The organism is Christensenella sp. MSJ-20, assembly GCF_044357945.1.
GTDB lineage: Bacteria > Bacillota > Clostridia > Christensenellales > QAND01 > QAND01.
Genome location: NZ_CP076563.1, coordinates 1848590 through 1867080, shown reverse-complemented (window position 1 = coordinate 1867080; position 18491 = coordinate 1848590). Strand labels below are relative to the sequence as shown.

The window sequence follows — 18491 nt, the reverse complement described above, 5'->3', positions numbered from 1 at the left end:
CCCCGCATCTGCAGGGCTGTTTTCTGCTTTTATGCCAATAAATTAGGGCATATAATATCCAAATACTGCGCTATAAGGGGCATAGCTGTCATTGGATATGTATTGGAGCTGCAGCAGGCTCATCTCTTCGCCATACTGTCCAGACGTTCCATGAGGCCACTCGATTGCGTACAGATAGGTGGTTTTATCCTGACACAAGCGATCGATCTCTTTCTCAGATATTTGAAAATACTCCATATCCGTTCCATCGTAACGGAATCCTCCAGCTTCCTTTCCATACCGCTCTCGCAGATCTCCCAGTAGATCTTTAAAATACGATGCAGCCTTCCCCCCTCATTCTCCTCAAATCCTATCGTATAAAAAAGACTTTTCACCTTTCCCTGTTCATAGCTAACAGAAAAAACTCCACTGTACTCGCCGCTTTCAAACTGTCTTATATAGGAGATTCCTCCGTCATCCTCCACTTCTTTTTCAAAGTCATCTTCAAGCTTTAGCAGCTCACTCTCACTCATGGTGAGGATTCCTTTTTCAAGATATCCAAGGGGATCGGATGCAAGCCCCGCCTTTTCCGTCTCCCCGCAGCAACCTGCAAACAGGCTCAAGCACAGCAGACAGCTCAACAACAACGCAGCTCTTTTTATTGGCACTCCTCCATTCCAATATTTGCATAATTATCTTAATATATTGGTAGCTCAATTCTAATCTTTTCCATAAAAAAAGAACCGCCGCAGCGGTTCTTTTTACAGCTTTAATCAATAGGCGCTTTTGATAACCCGCACCTTAATAACCCCTTGGATGGCCTCCAGCTCCCGGACGGATTCATCGGAGATGATCTGATCCACGTCCACCATGGTGTAGGCATAATCTCCCCGGGACCGGTTCACCATATGGGCGATATTCACATTACCCTTGGCGATGATGCTGGTGATCTGGCCCACCATGTTGGGCGTGTTGGTATGCACAAAGGTGATCCGCCCACCCTCATATGGCTCCAGGGAGCAGTTGGGCAGGTTCACAGAATTGCGGATATTGCCGGTGGCGAGATAATCATACAGCTGGCTTGCCGCCATTCGGGCACAGTTTTCCTCACTCTCAGGCGTAGACGCCGCCAAATGAGGAATAAAAATGGTGTTGGGCAGATCCTTGTTCTCATCGTTGGGGAAATCGGTGACATAGGTGCTCACCGTCCCATCGCTGAGGGCTTTGCGCAAAGCCTCGGTATCCACCAGCTCGGCCCGGGCAAAGTTCAGCAGGAGCGCGCCCTTCTTCATCTTCGCAAAGGCCTCCTCCCCGATAATGCCCCGGGTGTCCTTGGTCAGAGGCGCGTGGACAGAGATGATATCGCACTGGGAAACCACCGCCTCGATGCTCTCAGCCCGATGGATGTTCTGCCGCAGCTTCCAAGCGGCCTCCACCGAAATAAAGGGGTCAAACCCATAAACATCCAATCCAAGGGAATAGGCATCGTTGGCAACCAAGGTACCTACGGCGCCCAGGCCCACAAGTCCCAGCTTCTTTCCTAGAATCTCAGGGCCGACAAACTGTTTTTTCCCCTGTTCCACCAAATCGGCCAAGCCCTCCTGGTCCTTATTTGCCCGGACCCAGTCGATGGCATCATACACATGACGATAGGCTGCGATCATGCTGGAAAGCACCAGCTCCTTAACGGCGTTGGCATTGCCGCCGGGAGTATTAAAGACACAAATACCCGCTTCGCTGCAACGTTCCACTGGGATGTTGTTGTATCCAGCGCCTGCACGGGCGATGGCCAACAGAGAGGGGCCAAATTCCATGTCATTGCATTTTGCACTGCGGACGATGATCCCCTGGGGATCCTCCAAATCCTTACCCACTTCAAACCGCTCGGAAGGAAACGCCTGATAGATGATGCTGGAGATATTGTTGAGCAATCCAATTCGCTTTTTCATGCCCGTCACCTACCTGTTTTCCCGCTCGAAATCGGCCATGAAATCCACCAATGCCTGCACGCCCGCCAGATCCATCGCGTTGTAAATGGACGCTCGGATGCCTCCTACGCTGCGGTGTCCCTTGAGGTTTACAAGCCCCCGCTTGGCGGCGTCCGCCACAAACTGCTTGGTCAGCTCCTCGGTCTTCAAGACGTAGGTCACGTTCATGATGGAACGATGCTGAGGATTGGGCACGGTAGCCGTATAGAGTTCGCTGTTATCAATGAAATCATAGAGCAGTTTCGCTTTTGCTAGGTTTCGCTCCTCCATAGCGGGAACACCGCCCAGCTCCTCCATCCATTTAAACACCAGATCCGCCATATAGATGGCAAAGGTGGGCGGGGTGTTATACATGGATCCAGCGTCCGCCTGAATCTTATAATCCAGGTATACCGGTACCTGGGGACCCGCAAAGCCAATGAGATCCTCCCGCACGACGACGACGGTAAGGCCGGAAGGTCCAACGTTTTTCTGCGCACCGAAGAAGATCAGCCCAAACTTCTCCACATCCATCTCCTGGGAGAGGATGTTGGAGCTGGCATCCGCCGCCAAAGGCACCCCGGGCAGCGGCTCGGGAATTTCCGGCCATTTGGTTCCATAGATGGTATTGTTGGTTACCATATAGAGAAAATCCGCTTTGGGATCCAGCTTGCTGCGGTCCAGTTCTGGAATGTAGTTGAATTTTTTATCCTCAGAGGAGGCCACAATATTGACCTTCCCTACCTTCTTTGCCTCAGAGATGGCCTTTTTGGTCCAAGAGCCGGTATTGGTAAAATCCGCCGTAAAGCTGTTCCGGTAAAGGTTCAAAGGCACCATGGAAAACTGCAAGGTAGCGCCCCCCTGAAGGAACAGCACCTTGTAGTTGTCGGGGATCTTCATCAACCTGCGCAGGCCGGCTTCGGCGCTGGCAATGATCTCCTCAAAAGCCGGAGATCGATGGCTCATCTCCATTACAGACATTCCCGTTCCGCCGCAATCCGTCAGTTCGCGCGCGGCCTGTTCCAATACGGGCAAGGGCATCGCCGCAGGGCCCGCCGCAAAGTTGTACACCCGATTTGCCATTTTACTGCCTCCAATTCTTCAAAATTTTATTCTTATAACCCCATTATGCTCCACTTTTGTAGGGTAATAGAATACCAATAAAAAGTCGATTTCGTAAATTATACTCTCTCACAATATGAAATACAACACATTTTGTTGAATTTTTAACAAAAGAATCCCATCCACTATATATAGTGGATGGGATTCTTTTTATACATATAACTTGTGTTTTTATCATAAAAGAGAGATGGTCTTACACCGAACAGAGCCCTCATGGCCGCCAACGCATACCCGGATCGCAGAGGGTGGCTCTCCTTCGGATCCAGGGCCATCCCCATAGGTGACCCACATGGTATGCCTGCCAGGCTCTGCAACTTTCTGGCAAGCGATCCTCCATTTTTCGCCCCGTTTGACCTCCACCGTCACGGGTCCTTCCCCGTCAATGGAAAAACGCAATGCAGCACCCCATTCCCCGGGGGATATCCCCACTCCCGTTATGCTGGGTACTTGATTGAGGTTAATCGTTCCCTGCCGTAGCTCTCCAGTAGCACGCGCCACCCAAAGCCGCGCGGGGATGGGCTCGGGGATACCCACAATCTCTTCCTCCAGATGCAAGATCGCCGGGCTGTCGCTCTCCTCTATCCCGGTATGGAATACTCCAGGCAGGGTCTCCCGCACGCAATGCCCCTGACGCCATTCCAGTACCCGCAAAAGAGCTTTGGGAGAAAGATCTTCCATGGCAAAGAGCCCGACCGCCTGCTCCTCTCCGCCCTCTCTGGCTTGGAAACGCAATAGGATCCCCTGCGGATATTCCTCCCACCAAAGACGTGGCGGCAGCTCCTCGCGCTCCCCATCCAGCAGCTCTTCTTCCTCCGGATCCCCTTCCTCCAGCTGCCGGAGCACGGATATGCGGTATAATAATTGACTGCCGTCCTCGGCCATCACCAGCACCGGGATCACAGTGACCGACCCCGGCTCCCCTAGCTCCGCTTTTCCCAGGCCAAAGACCACCGCCCGTTGATGGGCGGCCATGGCATCAATGGTAACAAACTTCGTTTCAAAGGGAACTACCAGCCGGTATTCAGCCTCCATCGGATCAAATCCCGCCAGTAGTTCTTCCCCACTGGGGGACTGGACCGAAAGGGACGCCAAAAAGCCGTCGCCGCTGAAAAGCCGTAGGGTAAGTTCACCAGATCGGGCAAGGCGCAGTTGCGCCACAAAAGGGGGACCCTCCCTGGGCAGAATGGTTAAGGCATGATAACCCCCATAAGCAGAAAAATCCAAATGGCCGCTGGAATCGGTTTCTCCCAGGGATATGCCGTTCAGCAACAGCTCCGCGCCGGAAAGCCCCTCTCCCTTCCGTCCCAGCACCGTTAACCCCATCTGGATGCGGGTCAGCTCTACCCGGGCGGATGCCTCGGGCTCCGCTCCTCCGCCAAAATCCCCTCTAGCCCGCAAATAATAGTTTCCTGCGGGCAAAGGATTGCCGCCATCATCCTTTCCATCCCAGCGATATCGGTTCTCCCCCTTAACCCGACCGGTCTTTCCATCCAGGCGAAAGACTGAAAGCTCCTCTTGCGCCAGAGTTCGTACCCGGCGACCGGAGCTGTCCTCCACCCAAAGGGAGATGTTGCAGGGGCTGATGGTCTCCTCCCCACGCGAAAAAGCCACTCCAATGGAAAGCGTACCGCCGGGCCGGGGAGCAAAGGATTGTTCCGCGGTAAGAGCAATCTTGGGCGTTCCGGCAAAGGCACGGGTAATGGAAAACTCCGCCTCCCGATAGAGGCCGTCATCCAGCTGGGCCCGCAGAATATAATTGCCGGTGGCTAGACGTCGATTTAAGGCGATGGATTGGGGATCTCCCTGGGGCTCCACCACCAGGGTGCCGGACTGTTGAACCCACCGATCCTGTAGTCCGCCCGGCTCCAGAGCGCTTAAATAGCGTTCCTTAGGATAGATCTCATACCGGAGCGTACCTCGTCTGGATACCTCCGGCATGACCGCCAGGGACCAGCTTCCCCCTAGAGCGGATGAAACCCCAAGACGCTGGAGCCCATCCGGCTCATCCATGCACCAGAGAGGCAGGCTTTCCTCCCCAATCCATCCAACCTGGCCCGCGCGGTTGGCCTGCTTTAAGTAAGCTCCCAATTCCCCTAGGGTCGTCACCTCTCCCTTGGAAGCGACGCCTCCCCGGCCAGCGCCGGTCAAGAGCCGGGTAAATACCCCCATGGGCGTGGTTCCTCCGGCAAGCGCGGTCTCATCCCGTTCTACTCCATAGAGTACCGAAACCTTTGCCTCCACGGGGGAGTGTTCCCTCTCATCCTCCATTCCTTCCAGAAGGGTCACACTGTTGCTGGAGGGCACAATGGGATTGGGCGGCAAAAACCCTCCCGCATAGTCGCAGTCCAGAATCACCAGAAAGGAGCCAGGCAGCTCCTCCAACAGCCCATAGAACGCCTGGGGAAGAAGCAGATCCAGGCCCGTGCCATAGGTTCCGCCCAAGGTTAGCGCAGATGTATCCCCGTTTAGGGTATCCGCCAGACCGGAATAATAAATGATGTTGAGATCCTCTTCCTTGCCGTCCTCAAAAGCCTCTCGAATGGCCTCCAACAGAGCGGGAGCCGTGGTTCCCTCCAGCAAACGATGATCTGCAAGGCGCCGCCCCCCATAGGTTTGTGAGGCAAATAAGGCGTCCATTTCCCAGGCGTTGCGGCGGTATGTTTCCGCCATTGGCACACCGGTTAAGCCATCGTTCCCGTACCAAATCGAAAGGGTCCGTACCGCTGGGCGCCCCTCCTCTCCGTGGGCAGGCAAGGGAACCGCCAGCAGCGCCAAAAGCCCGATTAACCCAAAGGCCAGTGTCTTTTTCCAGCTCATCCCATATCCTCCATTATTTTCCTTTTGGATAAATTCTATCATACTATATCCCATTGGAAAATCCCATGGATGCCTATAAAACGCTGACGAATAGCCATTGCCCATGCTACAATGTAAAAAACAAGTTCAAAGAAGGATGTATGCCCTGTGAAGAAATGGCTGCCGATGATTCTGCTGGGAGGACTCGCCGCTTTGGTCATGGCGGGCTGTGGCCGCGTCCAAGCGCCGGAACCCAGCCCCAGCCCCGAGATCATTGCTCCCGGCTGCGATTCTCCCGATTGTAACGTCTCCAAACCCATGACCATCCACTTTCTCAAGATGGATGGAACCTGGATCCAAGAGGATAGGATGATGGAATGGCCGCCCTGGGGTACCTCCATTGAGGAATTCTCCGTCAAAGAGATGCTAAAGGGCTCTGCGGATGGCGCCCGCATCGCGCCGGAAGACTGTGCCCTGATATCCATCACCACCCAGGAGGGAACCTGCTCCCTGGTGTTTTCCAGCTCCTTTCCCTTTGAGGACGGCGCAAATTCCCTGGCGGCACAGTCCATTGCCAAAACCCTGTTTCAGTATGATTACATCCAATCCATTGTCATCACCGATCAACTGGAACAGTACTCTTTTATCCTATCCCGCTAGCATAGCGAGCTGCCGGCGGCTCCTTTGAGCGCCGGCAACCTTTTCCCAATAAACTTGCGTATGCAATTATTGAAAGAAGCCTTTTTCCCCATTGCAAACATGGCCAGATGGATGATAGCATATGCAAAAACCACGTTGTAAGCGTCCCGGTTTTTTCGGGTGCAAAGATATTTTTCAAGGGGTTGTTAATGTTGGCAAAGCGAAAGTTCTTTTACGGTTGGGTGGTGGCGGCTTGCTGCGTCATGCTGGCCTTCTCCATCAACGCCATGGGGAATAACTCCATGACCTTTTATGTCACGCCGGTGTCCGAGGCCTTTGGCATCTCCCGCACTACCATGAATTTCGCGCTGTTCACCACATCGCTCTTCGCCAAAACCCTCTGTGGGTTCTTCTATGGAAGTTTTGTGCGAAAGTTCGGGGTAAAAAAGCTGATGGTGGTGGGCGGCGTCTTCGCGGTATCCGCCTATTTGATCTTCTCCCAGGCCACCGGGGTGGCGTTCATCGTCATTGGCGCGGTGATCTACGGCATCGCCCATTCCATCGGTACTTTCAGCGCCTATAACGCCATCATCAACAACTGGTTCGTCAAGCGCAAGGGCCTGATGCTGGGCATCGTCAACACCAGTGTCGGCCTTGGCGGAATGGTGATCAATCCCCTGGTAGGCAGCTGGATTCAGTACCATGGCTGGAACGCTTCCTTCCTCTACACCGGCCTTTTGATCGGCGCCATTGCACTGCCCGCTCTCTGCCTGGTCAAAATTCATCCCTCGGAAAAGGGCGAGGTAGCCCTAGGCAGCGAAGAAGCCTCTGCGGCCCAGGCCGATCAGCCTGTCGTAGCCGCCAAGCCCCAGCTTCCGGTATTGTCCCTAAAGGGAGCCATGCACACCTATCGCTTCTGGCTTTTGGCGGGCATTCAGCTCCTGCAGGGTTTTGCGCTTGGGCCCTCCTTCTCCAACGTGGTGCCCAACCTCAATTCCCTGGGGATCGATCCGCTGTATGTCTCCGGTGTGCTGGCGGTCATTCTAGCCTTTGGCGGCGCCGTAGGCAACATCACCTCCGGCCTTGTGTATGACCGATTCGGCCTTCGGACTCTGTATTTCACCATCGGCTCCATTCTGCTGGTGGGCATGGTCGCTATGAGCACCGTCACACCGGTCTCCGGTACCGTTGTTCTGATCATCAGCGTGCTGGGCATCGGCTATGGCAACTCCTTCTCCCTGGGAACCCTCTCCCACCTGATCAACACGGTATTCGGCTATGGACGCACCGATTTTTCCGCCCTGTTCGGATGGCTGTTTGCCCTCTCCAACGCAGGCAATATGATCGGCGCTCCCTTCTCCGGTTGGATCTACGATGTAACCGGATCTTACCAGATCTCCTACATCATCTCCGCCTGCTGTTTGGTCGCCATCCTCTGCCTGATCCAGGTGGCCATCAGCGCCGGTAAAAAAGCCCAGGCCAAGGAGGCCATTGAGCTCCAATAATTGAAATAAAAAGCCCTTGGCCATATGGCCAAGGGCTTTTTTCTTCTCCTAACGAATCCCTTCAATCTCCAACAGCTTTTCCTTTAGGTCCACACCACCGGCATAGCCCACCAGTTTGCCGTTGCTTCCCACCACCCGATGACAGGGAATCAAAATGATCACCGGGTTCCGATTGTTGGCCAAGCCGACGGCGCGGTACCCCTTGGGACATCCAATGGCCTGCGCGATGTCTTTATAGGTACGGGTCTCCCCATAGGGAATCCTCTGCAACTCCTCCCAATCCCGTAGCTGGAATGCCGTTCCCTTAGGCCGGATGGGGATCTCAAAGGTTCTCCGTTTGCCGTCAAAGTACTCATCCAACTGTTCCTTAAGGCGATGCAAAAGGGGCGTTTCCTCCCCGCTCTGCTCCCCCTCCACCGGCGGATAGATCCGATCCAGCACCAACTGGATAATGGCGCCATCCTCCTCTACCAGCCGAAGCTTACCAATCAATGTATCATGATAATTGATATATTTCATGTGGACGCCCTCCTTGCACGGTCGTTTCCTTTTATCAGGGATAGTATACCGCAGATAACGCAAAAAGGCCACGGCAGCGGACTGCCCCCTGCCCTTTTTGTCGATTCCAGCGCATCAGACAGCGGCAACATGTGGCTTCCGGGCAAAAGATTCGCAATCCACATATTACCGCTTTCCCTTGACAATATAGATGCTTATTTCGGGCAAAAAAATATCGCAACCCACAAACGCGGATTGCGATATTTGGTGCCGCCGTTGCGACTGGTGGTCTGTACTGGACTCGAACCAGTGACCCCATCGATGTGAACGATGTGCTCTACCAACTGAGCCAACAGACCGGGGTGCGTCCTCCCGGAGGAGAAACTGCTTGTATAGTATACTGTATCCCCAAAAGATTTTCAACCCCAATTCTGGGAAAATCCCAAGAGCATAATCCATGGCGCCATCCCATAGGATGAATAGGGGTGATAAACATGCAATACCACCGAATGCGCAAAAAGGATACCCTGGAACGGCTCTCCGCCGATTACGGCGTGCCCATCTGTATGATCGTGCGGGCCAACGGCGGCCAGCTGCGGTTTCAGCCGGGGGATTTGGTCGCCATTCCACCCTGGTACTATTGCATCAATCCGGACGGCGAATTCCGTCCCTTCCCCTGCGGCATCGGGGAGGACTGATTCATTCCATGAGTCAAACAAGCCAAGGCGGAGGATTCCGTCTTGGCTTGTTCTGTTGCAGAAAGGACTATTTCCTATCCTTCTCCCGGTCTAAGATCTCACGAAGATATTTTCCAGTATAGCTCTTTTTGCTAGCGGCCACCTTCTCCGGCGTGCCCTGCACCACAATCCGGCCTCCCCGGTCCCCTCCCTCGGGGCCCAGATCGATGATATAATCGGCGGTCTTGATGACATCCAAGTTGTGCTCGATGACCACCACCGAGTTCCCCCCTTCGGTAAGCCGTTGGATGATATCCACCAGCCGAGCCACGTCGTCCACATGAAGCCCCGTCGTGGGTTCATCCAGGATATAGAGGGTGTTGCCGGTGCTGCGGCGGCTCAGCTCGGTAGCCAGCTTTACCCGCTGAGCCTCCCCGCCCGATAGGGTGGTACTGGGCTGCCCCAGCTTCATGTACCCCAGTCCCACATCCATAAGGGTATCCAGCTTGGTGCGGATCCTGGGAATGGGCCGGAAAAACTCCTGAGCCTGTTCCACCGTCATGTCCAGCACCTCATAGATGTTCTTGCCCTTGTAGTGGACCTCCAGGGTATCCCGGTTATAGCGTTTTCCTTTACACACATCGCATTGAACATACACGTCGGGCAGAAAATGCATCTCGATGCGGACGATGCCGTCCCCCAAACAGGCCTCGCAGCGCCCCCCTTTGACGTTAAAGCTGAAGCGGCCGCTCTTATATCCCCGGGCCTTGGCATCCTGCGTATCGGCAAAAAGCTGGCGGATCAAATCAAATACCCCGGTGTAGGTGGCGGGGTTGCTCCGAGGGGTCCTGCCGATGGGGGATTGGTCGATGTTGATGACCTTGTCCAGGAGCTCCATGCCCTGGATGCTCTCAAACCGGCCGGGCCGGGCCTTGCTCCGCATAATGTCTCGGGATAGAGCTTTATAGAGGATCTCGTTGACCAAGGTGGACTTGCCGCTGCCCGATACCCCGGTGACGCAGGTGAATACCCCCAGAGGCAGGTTTACATCCATCCCCTTGAGGTTGTTCTCCCGAGGGCCTACGATCTTCAGATACCCAGTGGGCTCCCGCCGCTTTTTGGGGATAGGAATATATTTCTTCCCGGAAAGATACTGCCCGGTGATGGATCGGGGATTGTCGATGATCTCCTGCAGGCTGCCCTGGGCGATGATCTCTCCGCCATGCTCCCCCGCCCCAGGGCCAATGTCCACGATGTGGTCTGCCGCCCGAATGGTATCCTCGTCGTGTTCCACCACGATGAGGGTATTGCCCAAATCCCGCAGATTCTTCAGGGTAGCCAGCAGTTTATCGTTGTCGCGCTGATGAAGGCCGATGCTGGGCTCATCCAGGATATATAGAACCCCCATCAGATGACTGCCGATCTGGGTGGCCAGCCGGATCCGTTGGGCCTCCCCGCCCGATAGGGTATAAGCAGCCCGGCTTAGGGTGATGTAATCCAGGCCCACGTCCACCAGGAAGGAAAGCCGCTCCCGGATTTCCTTTAGAATGCGGTCTCCGATGAAAGCCTCCTTCTCGGTGAGCTGGAGCCCATCCAAAAACGCCCGGATCTGGTACACCGGCAGGTCGCTCAGGGCAGCGATGGACTTCCCTCCAATGGTAACCCCAAGCACCTCGGGCTTCAACCGCATGCCCTTACAGGCGGGACAGGGAATATTGCTCATATACCCCTCCAGTTCCTCCTTCATCCAGTCGCTGCCCGTTTCCCGGTGCCGCCGCTCGATGTTGTTGGCGATGCCCTCAAAACTGGCCATGAAGGTGCCGCTGGAATGGGCCCTGTCATACTCCACCTTGATCTTCTCCTTGCCGGTGCCGTAGATGATCTTATCCACCACATCCTTGGGCAGATCCTTTACAGGGGTATCCAGGGAAAAATGATAGTGCTTGGCAAGCGCCTCCAAATACATCTCCGCCATGGATTCGGTAACGCCGCTGTTCCAGCCCGATACCTTTATTGCCCCCTCTCGGAGGGATTTGCTCTTGTCGGGAATGATGATGTCCGGATCAGCCCGCATCAGGGTGCCCAGTCCTGCGCATTCGGGGCAGGCGCCGTAGGGATTGTTGAAGGAGAACATCCGAGGCGTCAGCTCCTCGATGCTGATGCCGCAGTCAGGACAGGCATAATTCCCCGAGAAGGTGAGCTCCTCCCCGGAATCGTTATCCCGAATGATCACCAATCCTCCCGACAGCTCCATGGCCGTTTCAATGCTGTCTCCCAGCCGACCCCGGACGTCCTCCCGAATCACCAGGCGGTCCACCACCGCGGAGATGGTGTGCTTTTTGTTCTTCTCCAAGGCGAAGTCGGCGGTGAGTTCGTCCACATTGCCGTCCACCATCACCCGTACATAGCCCGCCTTTCGGAGATCCTCAAAAACCTTAGCGTGCTCCCCCTTCCGGCCTCGAACCACCGGCCCCATAACCAAAATGCGTTTTCCCTCTCCCAGGCCAAGAATGGAGTCCACCATCTGATCCACGCTCTGCTGAACGATGGGCTTGCCGCACTTGGGGCAATGGGGCTGACCAATGTTGGCGTACAACAGCCGCAGATAATCGTGAATTTCAGTAACGGTGCCCACGGTGGATCGGGGGTTGCGGCTGGTGGTTTTTTGATCGATGGAAATGGCCGGGGATAGCCCATCAATGGAGTCCACCTCGGGTTTGTCCATCTGGCCCAGGAATTGCCGGGCATAGCTGCTAAGGGATTCCACATATCGGCGCTGGCCCTCGGCATAGATGGTGTCAAAGGCCAAGCTGCTCTTGCCGCTGCCCGAAAGCCCTGTAAAAACGATGAGCTGATCCCGGGGCAGGGTGATATCCACGTTTTTGAGATTATGCTGTTTGGCGCCTCTTATTACGATGCGGTCGTTCACCGGCGTTTGCCTCCTCTGCGCTGTCTGCCCGACTTTTTAGGAGCGGGCTCCCCTTCCTTCCCTTCCCGCAGGGCGATGATCCCATCCCGGAGCTTGGCGGCCCGCTCAAAGTCCAGTTCAGCGGCTGCCATGCGCATCTCCTGCTCCATCAGAAGAATCCGCATCTCCTTCTGCTCCTGGGTGAGCTTGGGCAGGGCCTTGCCCTCGGTATCCTTACCGCTCTTGGAGATCTCCAGAAGATCCCGAACGCTTTTCTGCACCGACTGGGGAATGATACCGTGCTCCTCGTTATACGCCATTTGCAGAGCCCGCCTGCGGTTGGTCTCCTCGATGGTTTTTGCCATGCTGTCGGTAATGCGGTCAGCGTACATGATGACCCTGCCATCCACATTCCGGGCCGCCCGGCCCACGGTCTGGATCAAGGAGGTGGTACTGCGGAGGTATCCCTCCTTGTCGGCGTCCAGAATGGCTACCAACCCCACCTCGGGCAGGTCCAAACCCTCCCGCAGCAGGTTGATGCCCACCAGCACGTCAAACTCGCCCAGCCGCAGATCCCGGATGATCTCCTGCCGCTCCATGGTCTCCACATCGGAGTGCATATACCGCACCCGGATATCCAAATCATCCAGATAGTCGGTCAGCCGTTCCGCCATCCGCTTGGTAAGGGTGGTGACCAAGGTACGGTATCCCTTTTCGGTGGTACTGCGAATCTCCCCAATGAGGTCGTCCACCTGATGTTCCACCCCGCGAACCTCAATGGGAGGATCCACCAGCCCCGTCGGCCGGATGATCTGCTCCACAACCTCCCGGCTATGTTCCAGCTCATACTGGGCCGGGGTAGCCGACACATACACCGCCTGATTCACCCGGGCCTCGTATTCCTCAAATTTCAGCGGTCGGTTGTCGTAGGCTGAAGGAAGGCGGAACCCGTACTGGACCAACGCGTCCTTCCGGGAAAAATCACCCTTGTACATCGCCCGTACCTGGGGCAAGGTTACGTGGCTCTCATCAATGAACATCAGGTAATCCTTGGGGAAATAATCCAAAAGGGTATAGGGCGGATCTCCCGGCTTTCGCCCGTCAAAATACCGGGAGTAGTTCTCGATGCCGGGGCAGAAGCCGATCTCCCGCATCATCTCCAGGTCATATTCCGTTCGCTGGACCAGCCGCTGGGCTTCCAAAAGCTTGTCCTCCTGCCGCAGCTCCTGGCTCCGAAGAGCCAAATCCCGTTCGATGCTTCCCATGGCGGACAACAGCCGCTCCTGGCTGGTGGCATAGTGGGTGGCAGGAAAAATGGCGGTGTGGCCCAGGATGTTCAACACGTTGCCGGTCACCACCTCGATCTCACTGATCCGTTCAATCTCGTCCCCAAAGAATTCCACCCGGATAGCCTTTTCATTGGAGTTGCTGGGGAAGATCTCCAGTACGTCCCCTCTGGCCCGGAACGTTCCCCGAACGAAGTTGATGTCGTTGCGCTCGTATTGGATGGCCACCAGGCTCCGGATCACGTCATCTCGGCCCAGCCGCATACCAGGCCGGAGGGAGATGCTCATGCGGAGGTACTCCTCTGGATCCCCCAGGGCATAGATGCAGGAAACGCTGGCCACGATGATCACATCCCGACGCTCCTGAATGGCGCTGGTAGCGCTGTGCCGGAGCTTATCGATTTCGTCGTTGATCATGGCCGTCTTTTCAATATATAGATCCCGGGAAGGAATATACGCTTCCGGTTGATAGTAATCATAATAACTGACAAAGTACTCCACCATATTATGGGGAAAGAACTCCTTGAACTCGGTACAAAGCTGCGCCGCAAGGGTCTTATTATGGGAAATCACCAGGGTGGGCCGGTTCAAGCGCGCGATGACGTTGGCCATGGTAAAGGTTTTACCGGATCCCGTCACCCCCTGAAGGGTCACTCCACGATCCCCTCGCGCAAGGGCTTCCACCAGCTTATCGATGGCTTGAGGCTGGTCCCCCGTGGGGCCATAGGGGGATACCAGTTGAAAGGTATGATTCATCTTCTCCAAGGGCTTCCGCCTCCTTTCGGCAAAAAACATCACCGCCGCCAATCATCCGTTACAGGACTATATACTAAACCAAACATTTTTAAAGTGCAAGAAAAAACCGCACGTTTGTTCCCTAATTTCTCATCCATCTCTACAAGGATTTCCATACGGTTCCAGCCTTAAACCTCCACTCCCATTTCCCCTAAAATAACGGCACCCCCAATGGAGGAATCTTTTCGGTTTCTGTTGCAAGACGTTACCATGTCGTAGTATACTAAGCGATAATCCATTTTTATAGTTATCACCATAGGAGGGATCATCCATGCCCGATGAAGTCATGCAGATCGCCGGCAGAATCAAGGATATTCGGGAGGCCACCGGCCTTACCCCCCAGGAGGTCGCCAACACCATCGGCATGGACGCCGACCTCTACCTGCGTTATGAAAGCGGTGAGGAGGATATGCCCATCGGTTTTCTGACCCGCTTTTCCGATTCCTTTTCCATCCCCCTCACCTCCCTTCTCTCGGGAGAGGAGCCCAAGCTATCCCACTATTTCATCACCCGCCATGGAAAGGGCATTGAGGTCCAGCGGCATCCGGGCTACGTCTATCAGGCTCTGGCCCATCGTTTCATGAACAAAAAATGTGAGCCCTTTTACGTTACGGTAGAACCCGGTATGGGGGACGCCAAGCTCAATGCCCATATGGGCCAGGAGCTGGACTATGTCCTGGAAGGAAAGCTGAAGGTCATCGTAGGGGAGCAGGAGCTGATCCTGGAAAAAGGCGATTGCATCTATCTGGATTCCGCCTACATGCACGGTCTGCAGGCGCTGGAGGATGAGCCGGCCAGCTTTTTAGCCATCGTGCTGAAATGATATTAGGAAGAAAAAAGAAGGCGGAAAACCATTATGTTAGGTAAGTTCATCGAACGAGACTATGTGTCCTATGAGGACTTTTATCAAAACTTTGACGTGAAATTTGAGGAGAACTTCAACTTCGGCTTCGATGTGGTGGATGCTTATGCCGCTGAAAAGCCCGATAAGTTGGCGCTCCTCTGGTGCGACGATCATGGGGAAGAACGGCGCTTCACCTTTTCGGACCTGTCCCGGCTCAGCAACCAGGCGGCCAACCTGCTCCGCGCCATGGGAATCGGCAAGGGGGACGCGGTGTTGATGATGCTCCGCCGCAGGTATGAATATTGGTTCCTCATTGTGGCCCTTCACAAGATCGGCGCCATCGCCATCCCCGCCACCCACCTGCTTACCGAAAAGGATATCGTTTACCGGGTGAACGCCGCCAACGTCAAATGCGTCATCACCATCGACGATAACAACATGGTGCCCGAGGTGGACGCCGCCCAAAGCCAGTGTCCTAGTCTGGCCCATAAGATCGTCCTACAGTCCAGCTACCCCGGATGGATCACCCTGCATAAAGCCATGGAGGGCATGAGCGAGGCCTTTCCCCGCCCCACCGGCGAGGAAGGAACCCTTGCCAGCGACCCTATGCTGGTATACTTTACCAGCGGTACCACCGGCCTGCCCAAGATGGTTCTGCACAACTTCACCTACCCTCTAGGGCATATCATCACCGCAAAGTACTGGCAGAACCTGGACGAAAACTCCCTCCACATCACGGTGGCGGATACCGGGTGGGCCAAGTGCAGCTGGGGCAAGGTCTATGGCCAATGGATCGTAGGAGCCGCCCAGTTCGTCTACGATATGGATAAATTCGTTCCAGCAAAGCTGCTGGCCAACCTGGAAAAATACCAGGTGACTTCCTTCTGTGCGCCTCCTACCATCTACCGATTCTTGATTCAGGAGGACATCAAGAAGTATGACCTCAGCTCCATCCGCCATATGACCACCGCCGGAGAGCCGCTCAATCCCGAGGTATTCAACCAGATCAAATCCGTGCTGGGCATCGAGATCGCCGAAGGCTACGGCCAGAGCGAAACCACCCCCATCATGGCCACCTTCAAATGGCTTCCCGTACATACCGGTTCCATGGGCAAGCCCTCTCCCGGCTATGACGTAGAGCTCATCAACGATGCCGGAGAGGTCTGCGAGGTGGGCGAAGAGGGCCAAATCGTGGTATTTACCCGCCGGACCCGCCCCATCGGCCTGTTCTCCGGTTATTATAAGGATGCGGAAAAAACCCGGGCTGCCTGGCACTACGGAGCCTATCATACCGGGGACGTAGCCTGGAAGGATGAAATGGGCTACTACTGGTTCGTGGGCCGGGCTGATGACGTCATCAAATCCTCCGGCTACCGGATCGGCCCCTTCGAGGTGGAGAGCGCCTTGATGGAACATCCCGCCGTGGTGGAATGCGCCATCAGCGGCGTACCCGACCCCGTCCGGGGCCAGGTGGTAAAGGCCTCTGTGGTGCTGGCCTCTGGTTACCAGCCCAGCGATGCCCTGGTAAAGGAGCTGCAGGACCATGTAAAACGGGTCACTGCCCCCTATAAGTACCCCCGGATCATCGAGTTCATGGAAGAGCTACCCAAAACCATCAGCGGCAAGATCAAGCGGGCCCAAATCCGGCAGCAGGATAGTGGCCAGGAAGAACCCGATATCTACGGCGAGGACATCTGATTTTAATCAAAAAAGCCATCCCACAAAGGGATGGCTTTTTTGATTAATCATTACCGTTTGGTTCCTCATCCGGTACATATACAATGATCTTCTCCGGAGGCAGATCCAGGATATTGCAGAGCCGGTTTAACGTCTTCATGTTGATATTTTTATCCTTTTTGAGACGTTGACAAGTTTGGCTATCAATGCCATTGCTTTCAAGATAATAATAAGAAATACCGTTTGTCTGGAGATGTTTTCGCAAAGGACAAAACTTGATGGCCACATTATCACCTGCCCTTCGATTCCAATTATATGGAAGGGATACCAGTTAGATAAGTGATTATATTCAGTATATTGTCCATATATTGGAAATCATTTTATTACCAATTGGATAGTTGGCTCTTCCAAGTGTATCACTATCTGGATGTTTTTTCCATGCTTTTTTATGGATGATAATCTAATTTTAAGTACAAAAAAAGGGAGACGGAGGGGATACCCTCCGTCTCCCTTTTCGGAAGATTTTCCAATTATTTTTCCACGCGAATCACACTGCCGATGGAAATGTAATCCAACTGATCGATTTCCGCCACCGCCCGGACGATGTCCGCTTCTCGAGACTTGTGGGTAACGAAGATCAAGGGAACAGCGCTTTCTCCCTGGCCCTTCTGAACACAGGATTCGATGCTGACCCCGTGCTTGGCAAAGATGCCCGAGACCCCGTGAAGCACGCCGGGGGTATCGGCCGCCAGGGTACGGATGTAATAGCCGCAGGAGAAGTCGTTGACCACGAGGGCCGGGGTAAACTCCACCAGCTCCGCCGCCTTGCCCTGGGCCACATTGATGGCGTCGGATACCATGGCGCTGGCGGTGGGCAGATCCCCCGCTCCCCGTCCATAGAGCATCAGATCCCCTGCTGCGTCGGCGCCGATCAGCACTCCATTGAAGGGGCCTCCCACCGAGGCCAAGGGATTGGTCTTGGGGATCATCACCGGATGCACCCGGGCCTCCACCCCGCCGTTGTGCTGTTTGCCAATGCCCAACAGCTTGATGACATACCCCAGCTCATGGGCCATTTCAATATCCATGGCGGAAAGCTTGCTGATGCCCTCCCGCAGCACATCGTCCACCTTAACCCGCGCGCCAAAGGCTAAACCGCAAAGGATGCACAGCTTATAAGCGGCGTCAAAGCCCTCCACATCGGCGGTGGGGTCGGCTTCCGCATAGCCCAGCTCCTGGGCCTTTGCAAGGGCCGCCTTATACCCCGTGCCAAACTGGTCCATTTGGCTTAGGATATAGTTGGTAGTCCCATTGATGATTCCCATAACACTGGTGATGTTGTTGGGCCGCAGGCTGCCGGTCAGCATCCGGATCACCGGGACGGCTCCCGCCACACTGGCCTCAAAAGACAACGTCGCGTTGCCCTCCCGGGCGGCGGCATTCAACTCTTCCCAATGTTTGGCCATCAGCTCCTTGTTGGCGGTGATGTAGTGTTTGCCCGCCCGAAGGCATGCCTGAGCGTAGGAGAGCCCCGGATCCACGCCGCCCATGGCCTCCAACACCATGGAGATGGACTCATCTTCCAACAGATCCTCCAGCCGGTCGGTAACAAGAGCCGGATCCACGCCCTTTCGGGGCTTGTCCTTGTTCCCCACCAGGATCTTGGCAATCTCCAGTTCCACGCCGTCCCTTTGGGCAATGCGCTCCCCGTTTTGCGCCAACAGATGCACGATGCCCGTGCCCACCACGCCACAGCCGATGAGGCCAATCCGTACTTTCATAGTTCCATCCTCCAACT

The 18491-nt window shown here is 55.1% G+C and carries 14 protein-coding genes and 1 tRNA gene; 5 read left to right on the top strand and 10 right to left on the bottom strand.

Annotated elements, in window-relative coordinates:
* Positions 1 to 119: 119 nt before the first annotated feature.
* From KP626_RS09535 to KP626_RS09520, 4 genes are all read right to left on the bottom strand, one after another.
* A complete protein-coding gene (locus tag KP626_RS09535; protein ID WP_395977074.1) occupies positions 120 to 647 on the bottom strand; it encodes a hypothetical protein in 528 nt (175 codons plus the stop codon).
* 105 nt (positions 648 to 752) lie between these two features.
* Positions 753 to 1928, bottom strand: coding sequence for a phosphoglycerate dehydrogenase (locus tag KP626_RS09530; protein ID WP_395977072.1), 1176 nt, complete (start codon positions 1926 to 1928; stop codon positions 753 to 755).
* A gap of 9 nt (positions 1929 to 1937) precedes the next feature.
* Positions 1938 to 3029 (bottom strand): 3-phosphoserine/phosphohydroxythreonine transaminase, encoded by a 1092-nt coding sequence (serC, locus tag KP626_RS09525; protein WP_395977070.1) that lies wholly within the window; start codon positions 3027 to 3029, stop codon positions 1938 to 1940.
* A 213-nt stretch (positions 3030 to 3242) separates the two neighbouring features.
* Positions 3243 to 5885: a hypothetical protein gene (locus KP626_RS09520; RefSeq protein WP_395977068.1), complete on the bottom strand. Its 2643-nt coding sequence runs from the start codon at positions 5883 to 5885 to the stop codon at positions 3243 to 3245.
* A 147-nt stretch (positions 5886 to 6032) separates the two neighbouring features.
* Here KP626_RS09520 and KP626_RS09515 point away from each other — a divergent pair, with 147 nt between their 5' ends.
* Positions 6033 to 6524, top strand: coding sequence for a GerMN domain-containing protein (locus KP626_RS09515; protein ID WP_395977066.1), 492 nt, complete (start codon positions 6033 to 6035; stop codon positions 6522 to 6524).
* Between the two features lie 191 nt (positions 6525 to 6715).
* Positions 6716 to 8008 carry an MFS transporter gene (locus tag KP626_RS09510; protein WP_395977064.1) on the top strand — a complete coding sequence of 431 codons (1293 nt, stop codon included), beginning with the start codon at positions 6716 to 6718 and terminating at the stop codon, positions 8006 to 8008.
* Positions 8009 to 8056: 48 nt separating this feature from the next.
* Here the strand turns inward: KP626_RS09510 and KP626_RS09505 are convergent, their stop codons facing one another.
* Complete coding sequence (locus KP626_RS09505; RefSeq protein WP_395977062.1) at positions 8057 to 8527, bottom strand: methylated-DNA--[protein]-cysteine S-methyltransferase; 471 nt, start codon at positions 8525 to 8527, stop codon at positions 8057 to 8059.
* Between the two features lie 262 nt (positions 8528 to 8789).
* Positions 8790 to 8865: transfer RNA gene (locus KP626_RS09500), tRNA-Val, on the bottom strand.
* 135 nt (positions 8866 to 9000) lie between these two features.
* On the opposite strand from KP626_RS09500, the gene KP626_RS09495 reads away from it, so the two are divergent.
* Entirely contained in the window at positions 9001 to 9204 is a 204-nt protein-coding gene (locus KP626_RS09495) for a LysM peptidoglycan-binding domain-containing protein (RefSeq protein WP_395977060.1), read from the top strand.
* Between the two features lie 67 nt (positions 9205 to 9271).
* Here KP626_RS09495 and uvrA read toward each other — a convergent pair whose 3' ends face one another.
* Positions 9272 to 12112 (bottom strand): excinuclease ABC subunit UvrA, encoded by a 2841-nt coding sequence (uvrA, locus tag KP626_RS09490; protein WP_395977058.1) that lies wholly within the window; start codon positions 12110 to 12112, stop codon positions 9272 to 9274.
* Positions 12109 to 14133 (bottom strand): excinuclease ABC subunit UvrB, encoded by a 2025-nt coding sequence (uvrB, locus tag KP626_RS09485; RefSeq protein WP_395979011.1) that lies wholly within the window; start codon positions 14131 to 14133, stop codon positions 12109 to 12111. The genes uvrA and uvrB overlap by 4 nt, the downstream gene beginning before the upstream one ends.
* Positions 14134 to 14443: 310 nt before the next feature.
* Here uvrB and KP626_RS09480 point away from each other — a divergent pair, with 310 nt between their 5' ends.
* Together KP626_RS09480 and KP626_RS09475 are read left to right on the top strand one after the other, a co-directional pair.
* Positions 14444 to 14995 (top strand): helix-turn-helix domain-containing protein, encoded by a 552-nt coding sequence (locus KP626_RS09480; protein WP_395977056.1) that lies wholly within the window; start codon positions 14444 to 14446, stop codon positions 14993 to 14995.
* A 33-nt stretch (positions 14996 to 15028) separates the two neighbouring features.
* The gene (locus tag KP626_RS09475) at positions 15029 to 16714 is read left to right on the top strand and encodes an AMP-binding protein (protein WP_395977054.1); all 1686 of its coding nucleotides are present in this window, start codon (positions 15029 to 15031) and stop codon (positions 16712 to 16714) included.
* Between the two features lie 43 nt (positions 16715 to 16757).
* Here the strand turns inward: KP626_RS09475 and KP626_RS09470 are convergent, their stop codons facing one another.
* On the bottom strand, positions 16758 to 16979 hold the full coding sequence (locus KP626_RS09470; protein ID WP_395977052.1) for a helix-turn-helix domain-containing protein: 222 nt from the start codon (positions 16977 to 16979) through the stop codon (positions 16758 to 16760).
* Positions 16980 to 17223: 244 nt separating this feature from the next.
* Positions 17224 to 18474 (bottom strand): homoserine dehydrogenase, encoded by a 1251-nt coding sequence (locus tag KP626_RS09465; RefSeq protein ID WP_395977050.1) that lies wholly within the window; start codon positions 18472 to 18474, stop codon positions 17224 to 17226.
* Positions 18475 to 18491: the final 17 nt, after the last annotated feature.